This is a genomic window from Streptomyces sp. NPDC059524, from assembly GCF_042749255.1.
GTDB lineage: Bacteria > Actinomycetota > Actinomycetes > Streptomycetales > Streptomycetaceae > Streptomyces > Streptomyces xanthii.
Genome location: NZ_JBHYTK010000015.1, coordinates 15793 through 39028, shown reverse-complemented (window position 1 = coordinate 39028; position 23236 = coordinate 15793). Strand labels below are relative to the sequence as shown.

Sequence of the window (23236 nt, the reverse complement as noted above, 5' to 3'; positions counted from 1 at the left end):
GAGGTGGACCTCAGTCGGTCTGACGGGGTGTCGGCCGGCGGGCGCGCGCGGGCACGCGGAACCGGGCCCCCCGGGGGGGGGGGGGGTGCGCCCCGACCCCCCGGGGGGGGGGGCGCCGCCGCCTTTTGCCCCGAGTCCGCCCGAGTGCGCGCATCACCCCTGAAAGAACGGGATTTCAGCATTCCGGGCCGCTTCTCGCCGGTAGGGGGCGCGCGACGTCGAACAAGCGTGTAGCTTCCGGGAGATGAAGAGGGAGGGACGGGGAGTCGGGGGGCTCGGCCGTCCGTGGGGGCCCGTGCGACCGACGCGGAGCGCGGGGCGAACTGGGGGGTTGGCTCGATGGGTGTGCGGCTCATGGTGGTCGACGACCACCGTCTGCTCGCCGAGGCACTGGCCTCGGCCCTGAAGCTGCGCGGGCACCGGGTCCTGGCCGCGGCCGCGCCCGCGGCGGGCGCCGCCGACCTGGTCATCTCCCGCGCGCCCGAGGTCTGCCTGCTGGGCACCGCGACCCCGGCCGAGCCCGGCATCTTCGACCCGATCGTGCGGATCAAGCGGGAGCGCCCGCAGGTCGCCGTGGTGGTCCTCGGCCCGGTGCCCTCGCCGCGCGGCATCGCCGCGGCGTTCGCGGCCGGCGCCTCCGGCTACGTACGGCACGACGAGCGGATCGAAGGGGTCGAGCGGGCGCTGATGAAAGCGCGGTCGGGGGAGGCGGCGGTGGCTCCGGCGCTGCTGCAGGGCGCGTTCGGGGAGCTGCTCAACCCGGCGGCGCAGCCCGACGACGAGGGGCAGCGGCTGCTGCGACTGCTCACGCCGCGCGAGGTCGAGGTCCTGGTGCGGGTCGCCGAGGGCGAGGACACGCGGCTGATCGCGGCCGGGATGGGCATCGCGCCGAGCACCGCGCGCACGCATGTGCAGCGGGTGCTGATGAAGCTGGGGGTCGGCTCGCGGCTGGAGGCGGCGGCGCTCGCGGCCCGCACGGGGCTGCTCGACCGGGCGGGTCCGGTGCCCGCCCCGCGCGAGGCGGCCGCGGAGCTTCCCTCGGACCCCGCTCCTGGGCTATAGTCGATCTTGCGCCGGTCGCCGCAACTAGCGAAGCCCGGCAGTGCGTTGGTGGTCCAAGGAAAGACGCCCCACTTCCTGTGGGGAAATGCAGGTGCAAGGCCTGCCCGGCGCTCCACTTCACGAAGCCCCGTCCCGCTCACGCGGGGCGGGGCTTCGTCGTGCCCTAGGCGCTCTCGTCCGGGGTGGGCGGCGCTGTCGGACGCAGCTTCAGCCAGACGAGGAAGAACAGGCCGAGCGCGAGCATGCCCAGGCCGGTCCACAGGTTGATGTTGATGCCCTCGGCCTTCTTCAGGTCGGCGTCGGACGCGGTGATCCCGGCGACGGTGACGATCACGCCGTAGAGCGCGAACAGGCCGCCGATGATGCGCCGGATGTCGAAGAGCCGGGCCGCGGTCGCGGACTTGCGCTCCAACTCGGAGACTTCGTTCTGGAGTTCGGACATGGTGGGTCGAGCCTCCGATCAGAGGGAGTAGGGCAGGTAGCACAGGGCGGCGAGGACGACGGCGCCCCAGCCGAGCAGGGCCGGCCTGCGGTACCAGGCGTCGTCGCCCTCGGCGGGCGGCTCCTCCAGGCCGGGCGCGGTCGTGCCGTAGACGAGACCCGCGAGCTCCGCCTCGGGCTTGGGCGCGGTGAACAGCGTGACCAGGACCATGACGACGGCGCCGGCGACGAAGCCGACGATCGCGGAGACGAAGTTGGCGCCCTGGTCGGTGGGGATGTCGATGACGCCCTGCTTGTAGATCCAGAAGTAGTTGACCATCGCGGCCGTGGTGCCCGCGAGCAGGCCCCAGACGCCGGACTTCATGGAGGCGCGCTTCCAGAACATGCCGATGACGAAGACGACGAACATCGGCACGTTGAAGAAGGAGAAGAGCGTCTGGAGGTAGCCCATGATGTTCGAGAACGACGAGGCGATGAACGCGGTGCCGATCGAGGCGACGACACCGATCGCGGTGATGAGCCGGCCGAACTTCAGGTAGTGGCCGTCGGGCTTGCCGGGCCGCACGTACTTGGCCCAGATGTCGTAGGTGAACACGGTGTTGAACGACGACACGTTGGCCGCCATGCCGGCCATGAACGCGGCGAGCAGACCGGTGACCGCGATGCCGAGGACGCCGTTGGGCAGCAGCTCCTGCATCAGGTACGGGATCGCGTCGTTGTACGTGAGGTCCGAGCCGGCCGCGCCGATCTTCGGGACCAGGACGGCGGCGACCAGGCCGGGGATCATCACGAGGAAGACGATGAACATCTTCGGGAACGCGGCGATCAGCGGGGTGCGCTGGGCGGCGGAGAGGTTCTTCGCGGACAGGGCGCGCTGCACCTCGGCGAAGTTCGTCGTCCAGTAGCCGAAGGAGAGGACGAAGCCGAGGCCGAGGATGATCGTCAGCCAGTTCGCGCCGAGCGGGTTCGGGTCGCCGATGCCGGTGCCGCCCCAGGCGGACAGGAAGTTGTCGCCGTGCTGCGCCTTCAGCGAGTCCGTCATGCCGCCCCAGCCGCCGACGCGCTTGAGGCCGATGACGCAGATCGGGATGAGCGCCGCCAGGATCACGAAGAACTGGAGGACCTCGTTGTAGATGGCCGAGGAGAGGCCGCCGATCGTGATGTACGCGAGCACGAACAGGCCCGCGACCACGATGGCCACCCACTGCGGCCAGCCGAGGAGCGCCTCGACGACGATCGACAGGGCGTACAGGTTGACGCCCGCGATGAGTATCGCCGCGAAGGCGAACAGGACCGAGCTGAGCAGGTGGGCCGACTTGTCGAAGCGCTGGAGCAGGAACTCCGGGACCGAGCGGACCTTCGAGCGGTAGTAGAAGGGCATCATCACGAGGCCCAGGAAGACCATGGCCGGGATCGCGCCGATCCAGTACCAGTGGACGACGGCGACGCCGTACTGCGCGCCGGTCGCGGCCATGCCGAGGATCTCGGTCGCGCCCAGGTTGGCGGCGACGAAGGCGAGGCCGGTGACCCAGGCGGGCAGGGAGCGCCCCGACAGGAAGAAGTCGAGGCTCGTCCGCACGGAGCGGCGGGCGGCGAAGCCGATGCCCAGGACGACGACGAAGTAGATCGCGAGGATCGCGTAGTCGAGTCCGTTGGTCGGCAGCCGGAGCCCTGCGGCCAGGGTCGTGGTGTCGGTTGGTGTGGGGGCATGCATGAGCGGAACGTACGTCCCCACCTTTAAGAAGTGAACAGTTCTGGTGATGTTCTTTGTTGGATTGTGATTGATAGCGCTTACTGTGGGCCCCTCGGCCGGTCTCCGTTGCTCCGTGACCAGCCGCTACCGGCTGTCACTCTTGACGCACTCTCCGGCTCATGGTTTGTTATGTTGGATTCTGTTGGGTTGGTCTGCTGAGGAGTATCGGCCGTGAAGAAGACGTCGACCCGGCTCGCCGACGGGCGCGAGCTCATCTACTACGACGTCCGCGACGACGCCGTACGGGACGCGGTCGACCGGCGGCCCCTGGAGCGCACCGTCACGACCTCCGAGATCCGCCGCGACCCGCTGCTCGGCGACCGCGTCGCCATCGCCTCGCACCGCCAGGGCCGCACCTACCACCCGCCGGCCGACGAGTGCCCCCTGTGTCCCTCCGCCGGCGAGCGGCTCTCCGAGATCCCCGACTCCTCCTACGACGTCGTGGTCTTCGAGAACCGCTTCCCCTCGCTCGCCGGTGACTCCGGCCGCTGCGAGGTCGTCTGCTTCACCTCGGACCACGACACGTCCTTCGCCGACCTCACCGAAGAACAGGCCGGGCTCGTCCTCGACGCCTGGACCGACCGCACCGCCGAGCTCTCCCACCTCGACTCCGTCGAGCAGGTCTTCTGCTTCGAGAACCGCGGCGCCGAGATCGGCGTCACCCTCGGCCACCCCCACGGCCAGATCTACGCCTACCCCTTCACCACCCCGCGCACCGCGCTCATGCTCCGCGCCCTCGCCGAGCACAAGGAGCAGACCGGCGGCCGCAACCTCTTCGCCGACGTCGTCGACAAGGAGCTCGCCGAGGGCACCCGCGTCGTCCTGGAGGGCGAGCACTGGGTGGCCTTCGTGCCCTACGCCGCGCACTGGCCCTACGAGGTACACCTCTACCCCAAGCGCCGGGTGCCCGACCTGCTCGCGCTCGACGACGCTGCGCGCACAGAGTTCCCCCAGGTCTATCTGGAACTGTTGAAGCGCTTCGACCGGATCTTCGGTGAGGGTGAACCGCCGACGCCGTACATCGCGGCCTGGCACCAGGCCCCGTTCGGCACGCTGGAGGAGTTCGACGGCGTCACGCGCGACGACTTCGCGCTGCACCTCGAGCTTTTCACCGTCCGCCGCACTTCCGGCAAGCTGAAATTCCTCGCGGGTTCCGAATCCGGCATGAGTGTGTTCATCAACGACGTGCCGCCGGAAGCCGCGGCAGAGCGACTGCGAGAGGTAGCGAGCAAGTGATGGGCAAGACCGAACCCCAGAAGTCCGCTTCCAAGAAGTACCTGGTCACGGGCGGAGCCGGCTATGTCGGCAGCGTCGTCGCCCAGCACCTGCTGGAGGCCGGACACGAGGTCACCGTCCTCGACAACCTCTCCACCGGCTTCCGCGAGGGCGTCCCCGCCGGGGCGGCCTTCGTCCAGGGCGACATCCGCGACGCCGCCAAGTGGCTCGACGCCTCCTACGACGCGGTCCTGCACTTCGCCGCGTTCTCGCAGGTCGGCGAGTCCGTCGTGAAGCCCGAGAAGTACTGGGAGAACAACGTCGGCGGCACCATGGAGCTGCTCGCCGCGATGCGCGCCGCCGACGTGCGCACCCTCGTCTTCTCCTCCACCGCCGCGACCTACGGCGAGCCGGTGAACACCCCCATCACCGAGACCGACCCCACCGCGCCGACCTCCCCCTACGGCGCCTCCAAGCTCGCCGTCGACCACATGATCACCGGCGAGGCGCACGCCCACGGGCTCGCCGCCGTCTCCCTGCGCTACTTCAACGTCGCGGGCGCCTACGGCGACTGCGGCGAGCGGCACGACCCCGAGTCGCACCTCATCCCGCTCGTCCTCCAGGTCGCCCAGGGCCGCCGCGAGGCCATCTCGATCTACGGCGACGACTACCCGACCCCCGACGGCACCTGCGTCCGCGACTACATCCACGTCGCCGACCTCGCCGAGGCCCACCTCCTCGCCGTCGGTGCCGCCCGCCCCGGCGAACACCTCATCTGCAACCTCGGCAACGGCAACGGCTTCTCCGTCCGCGAGGTCGTCGAGACGGTCCGCCAGGTCACCGGGCACCCGATCCCCGAGGTCGTCGCCCCGCGCCGCGGCGGCGACCCCGCCGTCCTCGTCGCCTCCGCGCGCACCGCGCGCGAACGCCTCGGCTGGAACCCGTCCCGCACGGACCTCGCGGGAATCGTCGCCGACGCCTGGAAGTTCGCCCAGGCCCGCCAGGAAGGCCAGGCATGACCGTCGCCGCGCAGTTCAGCGATCTGTACGGGTACGCGCCGGACGGGGTCTGGGCGGCGCCCGGCCGCGTCAACCTCATCGGCGAGTACACCGACTTCAACGAGGGCTTCGTCATGCCGCTCGCGCTGCCGCACACCGCGGTCGCCGCGGTGGCCCGGCGCGAGGACGGCCTGCTGCGCCTGCACTCCGCCGACCTCGACGCCCCCGTCGCCGAACTGCGCGTCGACGCACTCGAACCGCTCTCCAAGTACGGGCAGGGCGGCTGGGCCGCGTACCCGGCGGGCGTCGTCTGGGCGCTGCGCGACGCGGGCCACGCCGTCACCGGCGCGGACGTCCACCTGGCGTCCACCGTTCCCACCGGCGCGGGGCTGTCCTCCTCGGCGGCCCTGGAGGTCGTCACCGCGTACGCGCTGAACGACCTGTTCGGACTCGGCCTGAGCGGGCCCGAACTGGCCGTGCTCGCCCAGCGCGCCGAGAACGTGTTCGTCGGCGTCCCGTGCGGCGTCATGGACCAGATGGCCTCGGCCTGCGCCACCGAGGGGCACGCCCTGCACCTCGACTGCCGCGACCTGTCCGTCCGTCAGGTCCCCTTCGACCTGGCCGCGCAGGGTCTCCAGCTCCTCGTCGTCGACACGCGCGTCAAGCACGAACTGGGCGACGGGGCCTACGCGGAGCGGCGGGCCGGCTGCGAGGAGGGCGCCCGCCTCCTCGGCGTCACCCACCTGCGCGACGTGCCGTACGCGGACCTCGACGACGCGCTGGCCCGCATCGAGCGGTCCGGCGCGGACGAGAAGGTCGTCCGCTACGTCCGCCACATCGTCTCCGACGACCACCGCGTCGAACAGGTCATCGGCCTCCTCGACGCCGGCGAGGCCCGCGCGATCGGCCCCGTCCTCTACGACGGCCACCGCTCGCTCCGCGACGACCTGCGCATCTCCTGCCCGGAACTGGACCTCGTCGTCGACACGGCCCGCTCGGCCGGGGCCGTCGGAGCCCGGATGACGGGCGGCGGCTTCGGCGGTTCGGCGCTCGTGCTCGTGGAGACGGCGGACGCGGACGCGGTCACGAAGTCGATCCTCACCGCGTTCGAGACCGCGGCCTTCACCCCGCCCCGCGTCTTCCCGGCGGTCCCGTCGACGGGAGCCCGCCGACTGCCCGTCAGCTGAGCCGCTTGGTGAGGGTGAATTCCTTGATGCCGGGCGGGTAGTCGGGGATGACCGCGACGACTTCGTAGCCGTGCTGTCTGTAGAAGCCCGGCGCCTGGAAGTCCCAGGTCTCCACTCGGGAGTTGGTGCAGGCGTGCTGGTCGCGGGCCAGGTGTTCGGCCCGGTCCAGGAGGCGGGAGCCGAGGCCGGCGCCGCGGTGGTGGCCGGCGACCCAGAGCAGGTTCACGTGGAGCCAGGTCGCCCAGGTGTGGGCGTCCAGACCACCCGCCAGCTCACCGTCCGCGTCGAACGCCCAGACCTGCAACGGGGTCTCGCGCTCGGCCGGGGTGCCGCGCAGTTCGCGCAGCGCGGGGGACGACGCCGTGTTGGTGTCGCGGAGCGCCGCGCGGAGCAGAAGGCGGCGCTCTTTGTCGACTTCTGTCTCAAAGCGAAACATGCGTCTCACCATAAACGCGCGGGACGGTCGCCCGCCGGTCGAGCCGCCTCAGTTCTGTGAATCGCCTTCCCCTCCGGGCCGTCGGCCCTACTCTGAGGACAGCGCCGGTGGGGGCCGGTGCTGATCAGGGGGCGAGACAGCCAGGTACGACGCCTGGAGTGGGGGTGGCAGTTCGGCACGGCGGCGGCCGTGCGGCTGCGGTGACCCGTACTCCGGGCGCCGTACCTGCGTTGGTCCGTCCCCCGACCAGTGGGGGTAATTCAGTGGTTCGCATACGGGTTCTGGTCGTCGACGACCACCGCATCTTCGCCGAGTCGCTCGCCGCGGCGCTCGCCGCCGAGCCCGACGTCGAGGTGGCGGCCGCGGGCAGCGGGCCCGCCGCGCTGCGCTGCCTGGAGCGGGCGGCCGGCGAGGGGCGCAGATTCGACGTGATGCTCGTCGACGCGGACCTGGGGGCGGCGGCCGCCGAGGGCCTGCGCCCGCCCGCCGCCGTGCCGGACGGGGCCGCGCAGGACGGACTCGTCGACGGCATCTCGCTGGTGGCCGGGGTCCGTTCGGGCCAGCCGGCCGTCCGTACGGTGGTGCTCGCCGAGCGGGACGATCCGCGGCGGGCCGCGCTCGCGCTCCAGGCCGGGGCGTCCGGCTGGGTCGCCAAGGACTGCTCCCTGTCGCGGCTGCTCACCGTCATCCGGGGTGTGCTGCGGGACGAGACGCATCTGCCGCCGGCGCTGCTCACGGGCGTGCTGCGCGAGCTGACCGCGGCGCGCAAGCACCGTACGGAGTCGGAGCAGTTGGTGGAGTCGCTGACGCCGCGGGAGCGGGAGGTGCTGCGGTGCATGGTCGCGGGCCTCGGGCGCAAGGCCGTCGCGGAGCGGCTGTTCCTCTCCCCGCACACCGTGCGGACACACATGCAGAACGTGCTGGGGAAGCTCGGGGTGCACTCGACGCTGGCGGCGGTCGCGCTCGCGCGCCGGGCGGGCGTCGGGCCCGCTGATCTGGAGGCCGCCAGCTGAGGTGCGGGGATGCTGGTCGGGCGGGTGCAGGCCCGTGGGGCTTCTCGCGCAGTTCCCCGCGCCCCTGAAATGCGTGCCCTCCGGGCGCATTTCCCCGATCAAGGTGCGGGGTGCCTTCCAGGGGCGCGGGGCGTGACCAGCCCCCCACCGGAGCCGCGGACGAACGAGATGAGAGGAACAAGCGTGGAGCTCAGGATCCGGCCCAGTTCGCGCGCCGGGTGGACCATGTCCGCGTTCGGCGTGCTCGCCGCCGGCATGGGAGTCGTGGGACTCGCCGCGCCCGACGCGCTGATCGCCGCCATGGGCTTCGCCGAGGCGCCCGCCGCGGGCCGCGCCGACGGTGATCACACCCTGACCTTCCTGACCGCCTCCTCGATGGCGGCGCTCAACATGGGCGTGTACTACGTGTTCGCGGCGGCCGCCGACTGGACGGCATTCTTCCGCTGGACGGTCCCGTTCAGGCTGCTGACCTGCACCGTCTTCACGCTCGCGGTCCTCGGGGACCGGGCACCCACGGGATTCGTCGGGGTGGGCCTGTGGGAGGGCGCGGGCGCGCTCGCGACCGCGGTCGCGCTGCGTGCGGACAGGCGCCGGGCCGCGGGGGAGTCCCGCACGGCCGCCGTGCCCGCCTGAAGCCAGGCGGAAGGCCCTAGCCGGGGATGTTGTCGAAGGGGGCGGTCAGCTGGCGGAGCAGGGACGCCAGTTCGCCCCGCTCCCGGCCGGAGAGCTGGACGAGGATGGCCCGCTCCTGCTCGAGGAGGCCCGCCAGGGCCTGGTCCGCCCGGTCGCGGCCCTCTTCCGTCAGCCGGACGAGGACCCCGCGCCGGTCGCTCGGATCGGGCAGACGCTCGACGAGGCCCTTCTTGGCGAGCCGGTCGATACGGTTCGTCATCGTGCCCGAGGTGACCAGGGTCTGGGTCAGCAACTGACCCGGAGATAGCTGATACGGGGAGCCGGCGCGGCGCAGCGACGTCAGGACGTCGAACTCCCAGGGCTCCAGCTGGTGCTCGGAGAACGCGATGCGACGGGCGCGGTCGAGATGGCGCGCCAGTCTGCTGACCCGACTGAGCACCTCCAGGGGCTCCACGTCGAGGTCAGGGCGCTCCCGGCGCCACGCTGCGACCAGACGGTCGACCTCGTCCTCCATGACGATCAGTGTAGAGGGTGTGTCGACGTGAAGTCTCTTGATGTCGATTATCTTGACGTCGAGATACTTTGGGTTCAGTCTGGACGCATGACGAAGCCGCAGACACCCATCTGGGACCCCCAGCAGTACCTCCGGCACGCCGACCACCGCGGCCGCCCGTTCATGGACCTGCTCGCCCGTGTCCCCGAGCCGCCGCGCGACCCCGCCCGCATCGCCGACCTCGGCTGCGGCCCCGGCAACATGACGGCGCTGCTCGCCGAACGCTGGCCCACCGCGCACATCACCGGCTACGACAACTCGCCCGAGATGCTGGAGAAGGCCCGTGCCCGTGCGACCGGCGGGCTCGACTTCGCGCACGCGGACGCCGCGCGCTGGGCGCCTGCGGAGACGTACGACCTGATCCTGTCGAACGCGACCCTGCAATGGGTCCCCGGACATGTCGAGTCCTTCCCGCGCTGGGTGGACGCGCTGGCGCCCGGCGGCACGTTCGCCTTCCAGGTGCCGGGCAACTTCGACGCGCCCAGCCACGTCCTGATGCGCGAGCTCGCCGGGTCCGCGCGCTGGAAGGACCGGCTCGGCGACGTCCTGCGGCACGGGGACGCCGTGCACACGCCGGCCGCGTACCTGGAGCGGCTCACCGGGCTCGGCTGCGCGGTCGACGCCTGGGAGACCACATACCTGCACCTCCTGGAGGGGGCCGACCCGGTGCTCGACTGGGTCAAGGGGACCGGGCTGCGGCCCGTGCTCACCGCTCTCGCGGACGATCCGGCGGCGCGGGACGCGTTCGTGGCGGAGTACGCGGGGCTGCTCCGTACGGCCTATCCGGGGTCGGAGCACGGCACGGTGTTCCCGTTCCGGCGGGTCTTCGTGGTGGCGGTGAAGGCGTGATCGTGGGGCTGGACCATGTGCAGCTCGCCGCGCCCGCGGGGAGCGAGGAGTTGTTGCGGGGGTTCTACGGGGAGGTCCTCGGGATGACCGAGATCCCCAAGCCGCCGGTGCTCGCCGCGCGGGGCGGGTGCTGGTTCTCGGCCGGGGCCGTGCAGGTGCATCTCGGGATCGAGGAGGATTTCCGGCCCGCGCGGAAGGCGCACCCGGGGATTCTCGTGCGGGGCATCGAGGAGTTCGGGGAGCGGCTGGTCGGGGGTGGGGTCGAGGTGGTCTGGGACGCGGCGCTTCCCGGGTACCGGCGGTTCTATGCCCTTGACCCTGTCGGGAACCGGCTGGAGTTCCTGGAGCCCATTCGTCTGCCGGGCTGATGTGTCGATCGCGGGTGCGGGCCCGGTGGGGGCTGGTCGCGCAGTTCCCCGCGCCCCTGAAATGCAGACCCTTCGGGTCGCATTTCCTCGATCAAGGCGCGGGTCCGCCTCTTCTCGGGAGAAGGCTGCGCGTAGCGCATGCCTTCAGGGGCGCGGGGAACTGCGCGACCAGCCACGAACCACCCGCACCCGCCCGGCAAGGGCACCCGGCACACGAGAACGCGCCCGGACAACCCCGAGATCAGCTCTTCCGGTGGCCTATCAGGCGCGGCTTCGGCTCCAGGCCGTCCAGGCCGTGCCAGGCCAGATTGACCAGGTGCGCGGCGACCTCCGCCTTCTTCGGCTTGCGGGCGTCCAGCCACCACTGACCCGTCAGCGCGACCATCCCGACCAGCGCCTGCGCGTACAGCGGCGCGAGCTTCGGGTCGAAGCCGCGGTTCTTGAACTCCCGGCCCAGGATGTCCTCGACCTGCGTGGCGATGTCGGAGATCAGGGACGCGAACGAACCCGTGGACTGCGGGATGGGGGAGTCACGGACCAGGATGCGGAAACCGTCCGTGTACTCCTCGATGTAGTCGAGGAGGGCGAAGGCCGCCTGCTCGCACAGCTCGCGCGGGTGGCCGGCCGTCAGCGAGCTGGTCACCATGTCGAGGAGCTGGCGCATCTCGCGGTCCACGACCACCGCGTACAGCCCCTCCTTGCCGCCGAAGTGCTCGTACACCACCGGCTTGGAGACCCCGGCCTTCGCCGCGATCTCCTCGACCGACGTGCCCTCGAACCCCTTGGCCGCGAACACCGTCCGCCCGATCTCGAGGAGCTGCTGCCGCCGCTCGGCCCCCGTCATCCGCGTCCGGCGCGCCCGCCGCGGCTTCTCGGGCCGGTCGCTGCTCGCATTGCTCGGGGTGCTGGAGTCGGTCGCCACCACCCCATCATGCCTGGCTCCGGTCACGCCGCGTCGGCCGCCTGCGGCTTGCGGCGGGCGGCGATGCGGTCCTTCGACGGCCAGCGCACGTCGCTCGCCCAGCCCAGCTGCTCGAACCAGCGGATCAGCCGCGCCGAGGAGTCGATCTGCCCGCGCATCACCCCGTGCCGGGCCGAGGTCGGGTCCGCGTGGTGCAGGTTGTGCCAGGACTCGCCGCAGGACAGGACGGCCAGCCACCACACGTTGCCCGAGCGGTCGCGGGACTTGAACGGACGCTTGCCGACCGCGTGGCAGATCGAGTTGATCGACCAGGTCACGTGGTGCAGCAGTGCCACCCGTACCAGCGACCCCCAGAAGAACCCGGTGAACGCGCCCCACCACGACATCGTCACCAGACCGCCGATCAGCGCCGGCAGCATCAGCGACACCAGCGTCCACAGCACGAACTGCCGGGAGACCGCCCGGATGGCCGGATCCTTGATCAGGTCGGGCGCGTACTTCTCCTGCGAGGTCTGCTCCTCGTCGAACATCCAGCCGATGTGCGCCCACCACAGGCCCTTCATCAGCGCCGGGACCGTGTCCCCGTAACGCCACGGCGAATGCGGGTCGCCTTCCGCGTCGGAGAACTTGTGGTGCTTGCGGTGATCGGCGACCCAGCGGACCAGCGGGCCCTCCACGGCCATCGAACCCGCGACGGCCAGCGCGATGCGCAGCGGGCGCTTCGCCTTGAAGGAGCCGTGCGTGAAGTAGCGGTGGAAGCCGATCGTGATGCCGTGGCAGCCGAGGTAGTAGAAGAAGACGAGCAGGCCCAGGTCGAGCCAGCTCACGCCCCAGCCCCAGGCCAGCGGCACGGCCGCGAGCACGGCGAGGAAGGGCACGATGATGAACAGGAGCAGCGTGATCTGTTCGAGCGAGCGTTTCTGCTCGCCGCCGAGAGTCGCCGAGGGTGGTGTGGCGGACGACGCGCCGGACGGTCCCCGCGGTGCGTCTTCCATCACATCGGAGCGTGTGGCCATGGGAGTCCCCTGTGGGTCGAGGGTAGGGAGGGTTGAACGGGCCTGAGACGGGTCAGGAGATCCACGGAGATCCGCGGACGTACTTGCCTACGGTTCCGTAACCTACGGCGTCGTAAGTATGGCAGCGCGGTGTCCGGCGGCAAGGCCGTGTCGCGAGGCGCGACCCGCAGGCCCCGGACCGTGTCGCCCAGGCAGGCACATATCCTTGGAAACGGTCGGACAGCGCGGTCCGCTCTGAATCTCCACCCGGGACTCATACCCGGTTCCGGGACTCTCCCCTCCAGATGAGCTTCACCACTGCAAGGAGCCGCACCTGTGAGCAGTGCCGATCAGACCGCTTCGACGAGCACCAGCCCCGAACTGCGTGCCGACATCCGCCGCCTGGGTGACCTGCTGGGCGAGACGCTCGTCCGCCAGGAAGGGCCCGAGCTCCTCGAGCTGGTCGAGAAGGTCCGCCGCCTGACGCGCGAGGACGGCGAGGCCGCTGCCGAGCTGCTGCGCGGCACCGAGCTGGAGACCGCCGCCAAGCTCGTGCGCGCCTTCTCCACGTACTTCCACCTGGCCAACGTGACCGAGCAGGTCCACCGCGGCCGCGAGCTGCGCGCCAAGCGCGCCGCCGAGGGCGGGCTCCTCGCCCGCACCGCCGACCGGCTCAAGGACGCCGACCCGGACCACCTGCGCGACACCGTCCGTAACCTGAACGTCCGGCCCGTCTTCACCGCCCACCCCACCGAGGCCGCCCGCCGCTCCGTCCTCGGCAAGCTCCGCCGCATCGCCGAGCTTCTCGAGACGCCGGTCCTGGAGACCGACCGCCGCCGCTACGACACCCGCCTCGCCGAGAACATCGACCTGGTGTGGCAGACCGACGAGCTGCGCGTCGTACGCCCCGAGGTGACCGACGAGTCGCGCAACGCGATCTACTACCTCGACGAACTGCACGCCGGAGCCGTCGGCGACGTCCTCGAGGACCTCACCGCCGAGCTCGAGCGCGTCGGCGTGACCCTCCCCGAGGACACCCGCCCGCTCACCTTCGGCACCTGGATCGGCGGCGACCGCGACGGCAACCCGAACGTGACCCCGCAGGTCACCTGGGACGTCCTGATCCTCCAGCACGAGCACGGCATCAACGACGCCCTCGACATGATCGACGAGCTGCGCGGCTTCCTGTCGAACTCCATCCGCTACACCGGCGCCACCGAGGAACTGCTCACCTCGCTGCGCACCGACCTCGAACTGCTGCCCGAGATCAGCCCCCGCTACAAGCGGCTCAACGCCGAGGAGCCCTACCGGCTCAAGGCCACCGCGATCCGCCAGAAGCTCGAGAACACCAAGACGCGGCTCGCGAAGAACACCCCGCACGAGCCCGGTCGCGACTACCTCGGCACCACCGAGCTGCTCCACGACCTCACCCTCATCCAGACCTCCCTGCGCGAGCACCGCGGCGGCCTGTTCGCCGAAGGCCGCATGAACCGCACGATCCGTACGCTCGCCGCCTTCGGACTGCAGCTCGCCACCATGGACGTCCGCGAGCACGCCGACGCCCACCACCACGCCCTCGGCCAGCTCTTCGACCGGCTCGGCGAGGAGTCCTGGCGCTACGCCGACATGCCCCGCGACTACCGCGGCAAGCTGCTCGCCAAGGAACTCAGGTCGAGAAGGCCCCTCGCCCCCACCCCGGCACCGCTCGACGCCGCCGGCGAGAAGACCCTCGGTGTCTTCCACACCGTGAAGAAGGCCCTGGAGGTCTTCGGGCCCGAGGTCATCGAGTCGTACATCATCTCGATGTGCCAGGGCGCCGACGACGTGTTCGCCGCCGCCGTCCTCGCCCGCGAGGCCGGACTCATCGACCTCCACGCCGGCTGGGCCAAGATCGGCATCGTGCCGCTCCTCGAGACGACGGACGAGCTCAAGGCCGCCGACACGATCCTCGAGGACATGCTCGCCGACCCGTCCTACCGCCGGCTCGTCGCCCTCAACGGCGACGTCCAGGAGGTCATGCTCGGTTACTCCGACTCCTCCAAGTTCGGCGGCATCACCACCTCCCAGTGGGAGATCCACCGCGCCCAGCGCCGCCTGCGCGACGTCGCCCACCGCTACGGCGTCCGCCTGCGCCTCTTCCACGGCCGCGGCGGCACCGTCGGCCGCGGCGGCGGCCCCTCGCACGACGCGATCCTCGCCCAGCCCTGGGGCACCCTCGAAGGCGAGATCAAGGTCACCGAGCAGGGCGAGGTCATCTCCGACAAGTACCTCGTACCGTCCCTGGCCCGCGAGAACCTCGAACTGACCGTCGCCGCCACCCTGCAGGCCTCCGCCCTGCACACCGCGCCGCGCCAGTCCGACGAGGCCCTCGCCCGCTGGGACGCCGCGATGGACCTCGTCTCCGACGCCGCCCACGCCGCCTACCGCAAGCTGGTCGAGGACCCGGACCTGCCGACGTACTTCGTCGCCTCCACCCCCGTCGACCAGCTCGCCGACCTCCACCTGGGCTCGCGGCCCTCCCGCCGCCCCGGCTCCGGCGTCTCCCTCGACGGCCTGCGCGCCATCCCGTGGGTGTTCGGCTGGACCCAGTCCCGGCAGATCGTCCCCGGCTGGTTCGGCGTCGGCTCCGGCCTCAAGGCCCTGCGCGAGGCCGGCCTCGACACGGTGCTCGACGAGATGCACCAGCAGTGGCACTTCTTCCGCAACTTCATCTCCAACGTGGAGATGACGCTCGCCAAGACCGACCTGCGGATCGCCCGCCACTACGTCGAGACGCTCGTCCCCGAGAACCTGCGGCACGTCTTCGCCGCGATCGAGGCCGAGCACGCCCTCACCGTCCAGGAGATCCTCCGCGTCACCGGCGAGCAGGAACTTCTCGACGCCCAGCCCGTCCTCAAGCAGACCTTCGACATCCGCGACGCCTACCTGGACCCGATCTCCTACCTCCAGGTGGCCCTGCTCAAGCGCCAGCGCGACGCGGCCGCCGCGGGCCAGGAACCGGACCCGACACTGGCCCGGGCCCTCCTGCTCACCGTCAACGGAGTCGCCGCCGGTCTGCGCAACACCGGCTGATCCCGCACCGCCTCACAGGCCGACGGCGACGAAAGCCGCCGTCAGCAGAGCGAACCCGGCGCCTCCCGTGACCCACGCGAGGCGCCGGCGCCGCATTCCACCCGCGACCACCACCGACGCCAGCACCAAGGCCCCGCCCAGCGGCACCCACGCACGCAGAAAACCGGGTCCGCCCGCCCGCACCGCGGACGTCGAACCCGGCTTGAGCACCACCGGAAGGCGGGCCCCCTTGGTCACGCCCACCGACCGGTCGAGCGTCACCCGCGCATGCCGCACCGCCACCGGCGACGCCGGCGCGAACGGCCCCGAACACACCTCGCCCGCACACCGCGCCACGGTCATCTCACCGCGCTCACGGCCGGACGGGAAGACGACGTGCTGCGCGGCGCCCCACGACGCCCACACACCGGTGATCAGCAGCAACACGACGAGAACACCCGCCGCGACCTGCCGGGTGACAGCCAACATGGCGGGGATCCTTGGCCATCCACCCCGGCCCGGTCAACTCCTGCCGGGGAAAGTCCGCACAGGTCGCCAGTTGTCCGCCGTGACCCGTGAACTCACGAGTTGTACGTCGACTGCGCGCGCTCCAGACCCTCGATCACCAGGGCCTCCACGGCGTCCGCCGCACGGTCCACGAAGTAGTCGAGCTCCTTGCGCTCCGCCGAGGAGAAGTCCTTCAGGACGAAGTCGGCCACCTGCATCCGGCCCGGCGGACGGCCGATCCCGAAACGCACCCGGTGGTAGTCGCTGCCCAGCGCCTTCGTGATCGACTTCAGACCGTTGTGCCCGTTGTCGCCGCCGCCCAGCTTCAGCCGCAGCACCCCGTAGTCGATGTCCAGCTCGTCGTGCACCGCGACGATGTGCTCCGTCGGCACCTTGTAGAAGTCGCTCAGCGCCGTCACCGGGCCGCCCGACACGTTCATGAAGGACATCGGCTTCGCCAGGATCACCCGCCGGTTCGCCGGTCCGGGCGGACCGATCCGTCCCTCGACGACCTGGGCCTGGCCCTTGGTCGCCCGCTTGAACTTGGCCCCCATCCGCTGCGCCAGCAGATCGGCCACCATGAAACCGACGTTGTGCCGGTTCATCGCGTACTCGGGGCCGGGATTGCCCAGGCCCGCGATCAGCCAGGGAGCGTTCTCGTCGGACATGCGCATTCCTCGCCTAGAAAGTCGGGTGAGACGGGTCGGAGACGTGTGAGAACAGCGGTACGGGGTGGCAGGCCGCGCCCACCACCCCGTACATCAGGTCAGACGACCTCGAAGGCTCAGGCCTCCGCGGCGGCCTCGTCGCCCGCGGCCTCGGCCGGGGCCTCCTCCGCCTGCGCGGCCAGGACCTGCAGCACGACGGCGTCGCCGTCGGTGGCCAGCGTGGTGCCGGCGGGCAGCGTGATGTCCTTGGCGTGGATCGAGGCACCGGCCTCCAGGCCCGCCACGGAGACCGTGACCGACTCGGGGATGTGCGTGGCCTCGGCCTCGACGGGCAGCGTGTTCAGGACGTGCTCGAGCAGGTTGCCACCGGCGGCCAGCTCGCCCTCGGTGACGATGGGGAGCTCGACGGTGACCTTCTCGCCACGCTTCACGAGCAGCAGGTCGACGTGCTCCAGGAAGCCCTTCAGCGGGTCGCGCTGGATGGCCTTCGGGATCGCCAGCTCGTTGCCCTTGCCGTCGATGTCCAGGGAGATCAGGACGTTCGGCGTACGCAGGGCGAGCTGCAGCTCGTGACCCGGCAGCGTGATGTGGACCGGCTCGGAACCGTGCCCGTACAGGACCGCGGGAACCTTGGCCTCGCGGCGGATGCGGCGGGCGGCACCCTTGCCGAACTCGGAACGGGTCTCGGCGGCCAGCTTGACCTCGGACATGCTCTCAACTCCTCGTAGATCTGGGGAAAGGGTCACCCGGCCACGAACGGCCTGCTACGAAGAGCGCGTCGATAACGGACCGCCGCGACTTCCGAGAACAGAAGTGCGGCCTCCCTCGCCGAGCAACTTTGACAGGTTACCCGGCGCGGAAGGCCGCACCAAATGGATCTACGAGCTAGGCCGCTCAGGCCTCGCCCTCGAAGAGGCTCGTCACCGAACCGTCCTCGAAGACCTCACGCACCGCGGAGGCGATCGTCGGGGCGATCGACAGGACCGTGATCTTGTCGAGCTCCAGCTCGCCCGGCGTCGGCAGCGTGTCCGTGAACACGAACTCGCTCACCTTCGAGTTCTTCAGACGGTCCGCGGCCGGGCCCGACAGCACACCGTGCGTCGCCGTCACGATGACGTCCTCCGCGCCGTGCGCGAACAGGGCGTCCGCGGCGGCGCAGATCGTGCCACCCGTGTCGATCATGTCGTCGACGAGCACGCAGACGCGGCCCTTCACGTCACCCACGACCTCGTGGACCGTGACCTGGTTCGCCACGTCCTTGTCGCGCCGCTTGTGGACGATCGCCAGCGGAGCGCCGAGGCGGTCGCACCAGCGGTCGGCCACGCGCACGCGGCCGGCGTCCGGAGACACCACGGTGAGCTTGTCGCGGTCGACCTTCGCGCCCACGTAGTCCGCCAGGATCGGCAGCGCGAACAGGTGGTCCACCGGGCCGTCGAAGAAGCCCTGGATCTGGTCCGTGTGCAGGTCGACCGTGAGAATCCGGTCGGCACCCGCGGTCTTCATCAGATCCGCGATCAGACGCGCCGAGATCGGTTCACGCCCACGGTGCTTCTTGTCCTGCCGGGCGTAACCGTAGAACGGCACGATCACCGTGATGGAGCGAGCCGACGCGCGCTTCAGCGCGTCGATCATGATCAGCTGCTCCATGATCCACTTGTTGATCGGAGCCGTGTGGCTCTGGATCAGGAAGCAGTCGGCGCCGCGAGCGGACTCCTGGTAGCGGACGTAGATCTCACCGTTGGCGAAATCGAAAGCCTTGGTCGGGACGATCCCGACACCGAGCTGGTGCGCGACCTCCTCGGCAAGCTCGGGGTGGGCGCGGCCAGAGAAGAGCATCAGCTTCTTCTCGCCCTGCGTCTTGATCCCGGTCACAGCACTAGTCTCCTCAGACGAGTTCGTCGCGCCCCAGCTGCCCGCGCGTCCCTATAGCAGCGAGCCAGGCGAATCGTGTGCACCTATCACGGTACGCCGTGTCGGGCGTACCTGATTCCGGTCAGTCCGCGTCAGTCCGCGGTTTCCGGATTCCGGGAAGCCGCTTCCGCCGCCTTCGCGGCCGCGCTCCCCGGACGCTTACGGGCCACCCAACCCTCGATATTCCTTTGCTGGCCCCGGGCGACGGCCAGCGAACCGGCCGGTACGTCCTTCGTGATCACGGAGCCCGCGGCGGTGTAAGCACCGTCTCCGACCGTGACAGGCGCCACAAACATGTTGTCCGAACCCGTCTTGCAATGCGAGCCGACGGTGGTGTGGTGCTTCGCCTCGCCGTCGTAGTTCACGAACACGCTCGCCGCGCCGATGTTCGTGAAGTCACCGATCGTCGCGTCACCCACGTACGACAGGTGCGGGACCTTGGTCCCCTCGCCGATCGACGAGTTCTTCGTCTCCACGAACGTGCCGATCTTCGACTTCACGCCGAGCCGCGAACCGGGACGCAGATACGCGAACGGACCCACCGACGCCTGCGGACCGATCTCGGAGCCGTCCGCCACCGTGTTGTCCACCCGGGCGCCCGCGCCCACCCGCGTGTCCGTCAGCCGCGTGTTCGGACCCACCACGGCGCCCTCGGCGATGTGCGTCGCCCCGTGCAGCTGCGTCGACGGCAGCACCGTCGCGTCCTGCCCGAACGTCACCGTCACGTCGATCAGCGTGCTCGCCGGATCCACGACCGTCACCCCGGCGAGCATCGCCCGCTCCAGCAGCCGGTCGTTGAGGATCCGCCGCGCCTCGGACAGCTGCACCCGGTTGTTGATACCCGCGATCTCGCGGTGGTCGCGCGCCACGGACGCACCCACCCGGTGCCCGGCCTCCCGCAGGATCCCCAGCACGTCCGTCAGGTACTCCTCGCCCTGACTGTTGTCCGTACGCACCTGCCCCAGCGCCTCGACCAGCAGCCGGCCGTCGAACGCGAACACACCAGAGTTGATCTCGCGGATCGCGCGCTGCGCCTCGGTGGCGTCCTTGTGCTCGACGATCGCCGTGACGGCGCCCGTGGCCTCGTCGCGCACGATGCGGCCGTAGCCCGTGGCGTCCGGGACCTCGGCGGTCAGCACGGTCACCGCGTTCCCGTCCGCCTCGTGCGTGCCGGCCAGGTCCTTCAGCGTCTCGCCGGTCAGCAGCGGCGTGTCGCCGCACACCACCACGACGGTGCCCTCGACCGTGCCGTCGAGCCCCTCCAGGCCCATCCGCACGGCGTGCCCCGTCCCGTTCTGCTCCGCCTGCACGGCCGTGAGGGCGCCGGCGTCGATCTCGGTGACGTGCGCGGCGACCTGCTCGCGCGCGTGCCCGACGACCACGACGAGCTGCTCGGGCGTCAACTCCCGCGCGGCGGCCAGCACATGACCGACCAGCGACCGGCCGCACAGCTCGTGCAGGACTTTCGGGGTGGCCGACTTCATACGGGTGCCCTCACCCGCGGCGAGAACGACGACGGCGGCCGGGCTTGTGGCGCTCACGGGTGTGCCCCTCAGGATGTCTGTTCGGGTGGACATCCGCAGGATACCGGGGCGTTTTGGGCCTCAAACGGGGACGGGGCCCGACCGATGGATCGGGCCCCGTCTCGAAAGTCGCTCCCCCGCCAGGACTCGAACCCGGACAAATGGCACCAAAAGCCACGGTGCTGCCAATTACACCACGGGGGATCATCGCGGCCGGAACCGGACATTGCGTCAGGCTGACGGCCGGGCCTCCCACACTATGCCGTACCGAGCGCCTCCGATGCGACGGTACTGCGACGGTACGGAGTCGCTCCGCGTCGCCGGACGGGGGCGCGCGGCGGGGGAAACTCGCCGGAAATCGGGCAGGGGGCGCCCGTAGGGTGGGGGTATGACCACGACGGGGGAAGTTCACCGAGACGCGGCCGGGGGGCCGTGGTGGTGGGAGCGGCGGCGGTCTGCCGTGCTCGATGTGGGGCTCGCGGTGGTGTCCGCCGCGGAGTGCGCCGTGGAAGGGGTGCCGTTCGCGCACAAGGCCGGGCTGCCGGCCTGGGTGGGGATCGTCTTCGGGGTGCTGACCGGTTCGGCGCTCGTGCTGCGGCGGCGCTGGCCGATCGCCGTGGTGCTGGTGTCGGTCGCGGTGACGCCCGCGCAGATGGGCGTGATGCTCACGGTCGTCGGCCTGTACTCGCTGGCCGCGTCCGAGATGCCGCGGCGGATCATCGCGGCGCTGGCCGGGATGTCGTTCGCCGGGACGCTGATCGTGTCCGTGGTGCGCGCGCAGCAGGACATGGTGCACAGCGAGAAGCTGCTGGAGGTGGGCGGCTGGTTCGTGCCCTTCGTCGCCATCACCACGTCGCTCGGGGTGACGGCGCCGCCGTTGCTGTTCGGTATGTACGTGGGGGCCCGGCGGCGGCTGATGGAGTCGCTGACGGAGCGGAACGAGTCGCTGGAGCGGGAGTTGCTGCTGCTCGCGGAGCGGGCCGAGGAGCGGGCCGAGTGGGCGCGCGGCGAGGAGCGGACGCGGATCGCCCGCGAGATGCACGACGTGGTGGCCCACCGGGTGTCGCTGATGGTGGTGCACGCGGCGGCGTTGCAGGCGGTGGCGCGGAAGGATCCGGAGAAGGCCGTGAAGAACGCGGCGCTGGTGGGGGACATGGGGCGGCAGGCGCTCACGGAACTGCGGGAGATGCTCGGGGTGCTGCGGGCGGGGGACGCGGTGCCGGAGCGGGGTGCGGTGCCGTTGCAGGCGGTGGGGGCCGCGGCCGCGGCTGCCGCGGCGGCCTCGCGGGCCGAGGTGGAGGACGCGGAGGGGGGTCCGTGTCTGGCCGAGCTGGAGGAGCTGGTCGAGCAGTCGCGGGCCGCCGGGATGGTGGTGGAGCTGACGGTGCTGGGGGAGGAGCGGGCCTATGGGGCGGCGGTCGAGCAGACGGCGTACCGGGTGGTGCAGGAAGCGCTGACGAACGTGCACAAGCATGCGGCCGGGGCGAAGACGTATGTGCGGCTGGCGCATCGGGAGGCGGAGGTGGCGATGCAGGTGGAGAACGAGCCGCCGCCGGTGCCTGCGGCCGCGGGGTCGGCGGACCTTCCCTCCGGGGGGAACGGGTTGGTGGGGATGAAGGAGCGGGTGGGTGGGCTTGGTGGGGTCTTTGTTGCGGGGGCTACGGATGTGGGCGGGTTCCGGGTGTCGGCGGTCTTGCCGGTCGGCTGAGCGCCATAGCTCCGCCGGCGGGTCTTCGGCTGCGGGCCCGGTGGGGGCTGGTCGCGCAGTTCCCCGCGCCCCTGAAATGCCTGCCCTTCGGGCGCATTTCCCCGATCAAGGTGCGGGGTGCCTTCCAGGGGCGCGGGGCTGTGTCGATCTGCGGCTCCGCCGCGTGGGCGCGACCAGCCCCCACCGGGGACGCACCCGCGATCGCACCGGTCAACCCCCGGAGGTGAGGCGGGGTGGGTGGGTGCCGGTGATGAGGGTTTCCAGGGCCTGGTCGATGTCGGGGCCGAGGTACCAGTCGCCGCTGTGGTCGAGGACGTAGACGCGGCCCTCGGAGTCGATGGCGAGGAGGGCCTCCGTGCCGGATTCGGCGCCCAGGGGGCAGACCTCGGTGTCGAGGGCGCGGCCGAGGTCGCCGAGGGTGCGGGCCATGTGGAGCCCGTGGAGGGGGTCCAGGTGGGGCTGGGCCGGGGCGACGTGCCGGCCGGGGCCGGTGGGCGTGAGGTGGAGGCCCCCGAACTCGGCCCACGCCTCGACCGCCGCCGGGAACACGCTGTGCCGGTGTCCCGCGGGGGAGACGTGGGTGCGCAGGGCGTCCGCCCAGAACTCGGCCTGCTTGATGTCCCAGCGTCCGGGCCGCCAGCCGGCGGCCCGCAGCACGGTGTCGACGCCGGAGGTGAATCGGGCGGTGGAGGCGCCGTCGGTGGTGGATGCGGGGTGCGACATCAGGGGGCGGCCTCGGGGTGCGGGGGTGCGGGATCGGTGGCGTCGCCCGGTTCGGCCGCGGCGTCCTCGGGCACGACGACGTGGACGCCGAAGTGGGCGGTGAGCGCGGTGCAGGCGCGGCAGGGGCGGGCGAAGCCGCCGTGCAGCGGGTCGCCGTCCTCGCGAATGCGCCGGGTCGTGAGCTTGGCGTGTTTGAGCGCCTTGCGGGCCTCGCTCATCGACATGGGCTTGCGGCGGGCGCGCTTGGACTTCTCGGCGCGCTCCGCGTCGGAGGCGGAGAGGTGCCGGGAGATGAGGATGGCCTCGGCGCAGCGTCCGGTGAAGCGGTCGCGCTGGGCGCTGGTGAGGGTGTCGAGGAAGTCCTGGACGAGCGGGTGCAGGGCGGGTGCCTGTTCGCCGCGGGCCGCGGTGGAGGTGAGGGTGGTGCCGCGTACGGAGAGCGCGGCGGCGACAGTGGGCAGGATGCCGTCGCGGCGGCCCCGCAGCACGGGTACGGCGGTGGTGTCGGTGGCGCTCCAGCCGACGCGCGGGTCGGCCTCGGACCGGGCGTCCGTGGCCGTGGCTGGCTCTGCTGTACCGCTGTGCATGTGGTCTTGTTCCCCTCCTGCAATCCCCCAGGTTGCCTGCACAGACTGCCAAATGGGGCGGCTGGAGCGGTAGTCGGTCCCCCGCGACACGCCAGTTCGTCACAGGGTGGTGACGGCGGGGTGACTGCAGGTC

At 71.1% G+C, this 23236-nt stretch carries 23 protein-coding genes and 1 tRNA gene; 10 read left to right on the top strand and 14 right to left on the bottom strand.

Going from position 1 to position 23236, the window contains the following annotated elements; all coding sequences use genetic code 11:
- Positions 1 to 339: 339 nt before the first annotated feature.
- Entirely contained in the window at positions 340 to 1062 is a 723-nt protein-coding gene (locus ACFW9D_RS06975) for a response regulator transcription factor (RefSeq protein ID WP_188338437.1), read from the top strand.
- 163 nt (positions 1063 to 1225) lie between these two features.
- Here the strand turns inward: ACFW9D_RS06975 and ACFW9D_RS06970 are convergent, their stop codons facing one another.
- Both ACFW9D_RS06970 and ACFW9D_RS06965 read right to left on the bottom strand, forming a co-directional pair.
- On the bottom strand, positions 1226 to 1504 hold the full coding sequence (locus ACFW9D_RS06970) for a hypothetical protein (RefSeq protein ID WP_188338438.1): 279 nt from the start codon (positions 1502 to 1504) through the stop codon (positions 1226 to 1228).
- Between the two features lie 18 nt (positions 1505 to 1522).
- On the bottom strand, positions 1523 to 3217 hold the full coding sequence (locus ACFW9D_RS06965) for a sodium:solute symporter family protein (RefSeq protein WP_384618787.1): 1695 nt from the start codon (positions 3215 to 3217) through the stop codon (positions 1523 to 1525).
- 210 nt (positions 3218 to 3427) lie between these two features.
- Here ACFW9D_RS06965 and galT point away from each other — a divergent pair, with 210 nt between their 5' ends.
- The 3 genes from galT to galK are packed head-to-tail and all read left to right on the top strand — an operon-like array spanning position 3428 to position 6656.
- Positions 3428 to 4492, top strand: coding sequence for a galactose-1-phosphate uridylyltransferase (galT, locus tag ACFW9D_RS06960; protein ID WP_384618784.1), 1065 nt, complete (start codon positions 3428 to 3430; stop codon positions 4490 to 4492).
- Positions 4492 to 5490 carry a UDP-glucose 4-epimerase GalE gene (gene galE / locus ACFW9D_RS06955; RefSeq protein ID WP_384618781.1) on the top strand — a complete coding sequence of 333 codons (999 nt, stop codon included), beginning with the start codon at positions 4492 to 4494 and terminating at the stop codon, positions 5488 to 5490. The genes galT and galE overlap by 1 nt, the downstream gene beginning before the upstream one ends.
- Positions 5487 to 6656: a galactokinase gene (galK, locus tag ACFW9D_RS06950; RefSeq protein ID WP_384618777.1), complete on the top strand. Its 1170-nt coding sequence runs from the start codon at positions 5487 to 5489 to the stop codon at positions 6654 to 6656. Before galE ends, galK begins: the two co-directional genes overlap by 4 nt.
- On the opposite strand, the gene ACFW9D_RS06945 is transcribed toward galK, so the two are convergent.
- Positions 6649 to 7104 carry a GNAT family N-acetyltransferase gene (locus ACFW9D_RS06945; RefSeq protein ID WP_384618775.1) on the bottom strand — a complete coding sequence of 152 codons (456 nt, stop codon included), beginning with the start codon at positions 7102 to 7104 and terminating at the stop codon, positions 6649 to 6651. The genes galK and ACFW9D_RS06945 overlap by 8 nt on opposite strands.
- Before the next feature lie 251 nt (positions 7105 to 7355).
- On the opposite strand from ACFW9D_RS06945, the gene ACFW9D_RS06940 reads away from it, so the two are divergent.
- Together ACFW9D_RS06940 and ACFW9D_RS06935 are read left to right on the top strand one after the other, a co-directional pair.
- Positions 7356 to 8105 (top strand): LuxR C-terminal-related transcriptional regulator, encoded by a 750-nt coding sequence (locus ACFW9D_RS06940; protein WP_384618773.1) that lies wholly within the window; start codon positions 7356 to 7358, stop codon positions 8103 to 8105.
- Between the two features lie 183 nt (positions 8106 to 8288).
- Entirely contained in the window at positions 8289 to 8738 is a 450-nt protein-coding gene (locus tag ACFW9D_RS06935; RefSeq protein WP_384618770.1) for a hypothetical protein, read from the top strand.
- A gap of 16 nt (positions 8739 to 8754) precedes the next feature.
- Here ACFW9D_RS06935 and ACFW9D_RS06930 read toward each other — a convergent pair whose 3' ends face one another.
- On the bottom strand, positions 8755 to 9252 hold the full coding sequence (locus tag ACFW9D_RS06930) for a MarR family winged helix-turn-helix transcriptional regulator (RefSeq protein ID WP_188338445.1): 498 nt from the start codon (positions 9250 to 9252) through the stop codon (positions 8755 to 8757).
- A gap of 87 nt (positions 9253 to 9339) precedes the next feature.
- Here ACFW9D_RS06930 and ACFW9D_RS06925 point away from each other — a divergent pair, with 87 nt between their 5' ends.
- Both ACFW9D_RS06925 and ACFW9D_RS06920 read left to right on the top strand, forming a co-directional pair.
- Positions 9340 to 10140, top strand: a complete 801-nt coding sequence (locus ACFW9D_RS06925) for a trans-aconitate 2-methyltransferase (protein ID WP_384618768.1) — start codon at positions 9340 to 9342, stop codon at positions 10138 to 10140.
- Positions 10137 to 10508, top strand: a complete 372-nt coding sequence (locus ACFW9D_RS06920) for a glyoxalase (protein WP_384618765.1) — start codon at positions 10137 to 10139, stop codon at positions 10506 to 10508. The genes ACFW9D_RS06925 and ACFW9D_RS06920 overlap by 4 nt, the downstream gene beginning before the upstream one ends.
- 241 nt (positions 10509 to 10749) lie before the next feature.
- On the opposite strand, the gene ACFW9D_RS06915 is transcribed toward ACFW9D_RS06920, so the two are convergent.
- Positions 10750 to 11430, bottom strand: coding sequence for a TetR/AcrR family transcriptional regulator (locus tag ACFW9D_RS06915; RefSeq protein ID WP_188338448.1), 681 nt, complete (start codon positions 11428 to 11430; stop codon positions 10750 to 10752).
- A 23-nt stretch (positions 11431 to 11453) separates the two neighbouring features.
- The gene (locus tag ACFW9D_RS06910; RefSeq protein WP_188338449.1) at positions 11454 to 12446 is read right to left on the bottom strand and encodes a fatty acid desaturase; all 993 of its coding nucleotides are present in this window, start codon (positions 12444 to 12446) and stop codon (positions 11454 to 11456) included.
- Between the two features lie 315 nt (positions 12447 to 12761).
- Here ACFW9D_RS06910 and ppc point away from each other — a divergent pair, with 315 nt between their 5' ends.
- Entirely contained in the window at positions 12762 to 15497 is a 2736-nt protein-coding gene (ppc, locus tag ACFW9D_RS06905; RefSeq protein ID WP_384618761.1) for a phosphoenolpyruvate carboxylase, read from the top strand.
- A 12-nt stretch (positions 15498 to 15509) separates the two neighbouring features.
- Here the strand turns inward: ppc and ACFW9D_RS06900 are convergent, their stop codons facing one another.
- The 6 genes from ACFW9D_RS06900 to ACFW9D_RS06875 form a co-directional block, all read right to left on the bottom strand.
- Positions 15510 to 15965 carry a hypothetical protein gene (locus ACFW9D_RS06900; protein WP_384618758.1) on the bottom strand — a complete coding sequence of 152 codons (456 nt, stop codon included), beginning with the start codon at positions 15963 to 15965 and terminating at the stop codon, positions 15510 to 15512.
- Between the two features lie 92 nt (positions 15966 to 16057).
- Positions 16058 to 16657, bottom strand: coding sequence for an aminoacyl-tRNA hydrolase (pth, locus tag ACFW9D_RS06895; protein WP_188338452.1), 600 nt, complete (start codon positions 16655 to 16657; stop codon positions 16058 to 16060).
- Between the two features lie 110 nt (positions 16658 to 16767).
- Positions 16768 to 17361 (bottom strand): 50S ribosomal protein L25/general stress protein Ctc, encoded by a 594-nt coding sequence (locus tag ACFW9D_RS06890; RefSeq protein ID WP_384618756.1) that lies wholly within the window; start codon positions 17359 to 17361, stop codon positions 16768 to 16770.
- A gap of 184 nt (positions 17362 to 17545) precedes the next feature.
- On the bottom strand, positions 17546 to 18523 hold the full coding sequence (locus ACFW9D_RS06885) for a ribose-phosphate diphosphokinase (RefSeq protein WP_188338454.1): 978 nt from the start codon (positions 18521 to 18523) through the stop codon (positions 17546 to 17548).
- Between the two features lie 131 nt (positions 18524 to 18654).
- Positions 18655 to 20103 carry a bifunctional UDP-N-acetylglucosamine diphosphorylase/glucosamine-1-phosphate N-acetyltransferase GlmU gene (gene glmU, locus ACFW9D_RS06880; protein WP_384618754.1) on the bottom strand — a complete coding sequence of 483 codons (1449 nt, stop codon included), beginning with the start codon at positions 20101 to 20103 and terminating at the stop codon, positions 18655 to 18657.
- 114 nt (positions 20104 to 20217) lie between these two features.
- Positions 20218 to 20289: transfer RNA gene (locus ACFW9D_RS06875), tRNA-Gln, on the bottom strand.
- A 184-nt stretch (positions 20290 to 20473) separates the two neighbouring features.
- Here ACFW9D_RS06875 and ACFW9D_RS06870 point away from each other — a divergent pair.
- Positions 20474 to 21793, top strand: coding sequence for a sensor histidine kinase (locus ACFW9D_RS06870; RefSeq protein WP_384618751.1), 1320 nt, complete (start codon positions 20474 to 20476; stop codon positions 21791 to 21793).
- 210 nt (positions 21794 to 22003) lie between these two features.
- On the opposite strand, the gene ACFW9D_RS06865 is transcribed toward ACFW9D_RS06870, so the two are convergent.
- Together ACFW9D_RS06865 and ACFW9D_RS06860 are read right to left on the bottom strand one after the other, a co-directional pair.
- Complete coding sequence (locus ACFW9D_RS06865) at positions 22004 to 22516, bottom strand: SUKH-3 domain-containing protein (protein ID WP_188338457.1); 513 nt, start codon at positions 22514 to 22516, stop codon at positions 22004 to 22006.
- Positions 22516 to 23103, bottom strand: a complete 588-nt coding sequence (locus ACFW9D_RS06860; RefSeq protein ID WP_188338458.1) for a YwqJ-related putative deaminase — start codon at positions 23101 to 23103, stop codon at positions 22516 to 22518. Before ACFW9D_RS06860 ends, ACFW9D_RS06865 begins: the two co-directional genes overlap by 1 nt.
- Positions 23104 to 23236: the final 133 nt, after the last annotated feature.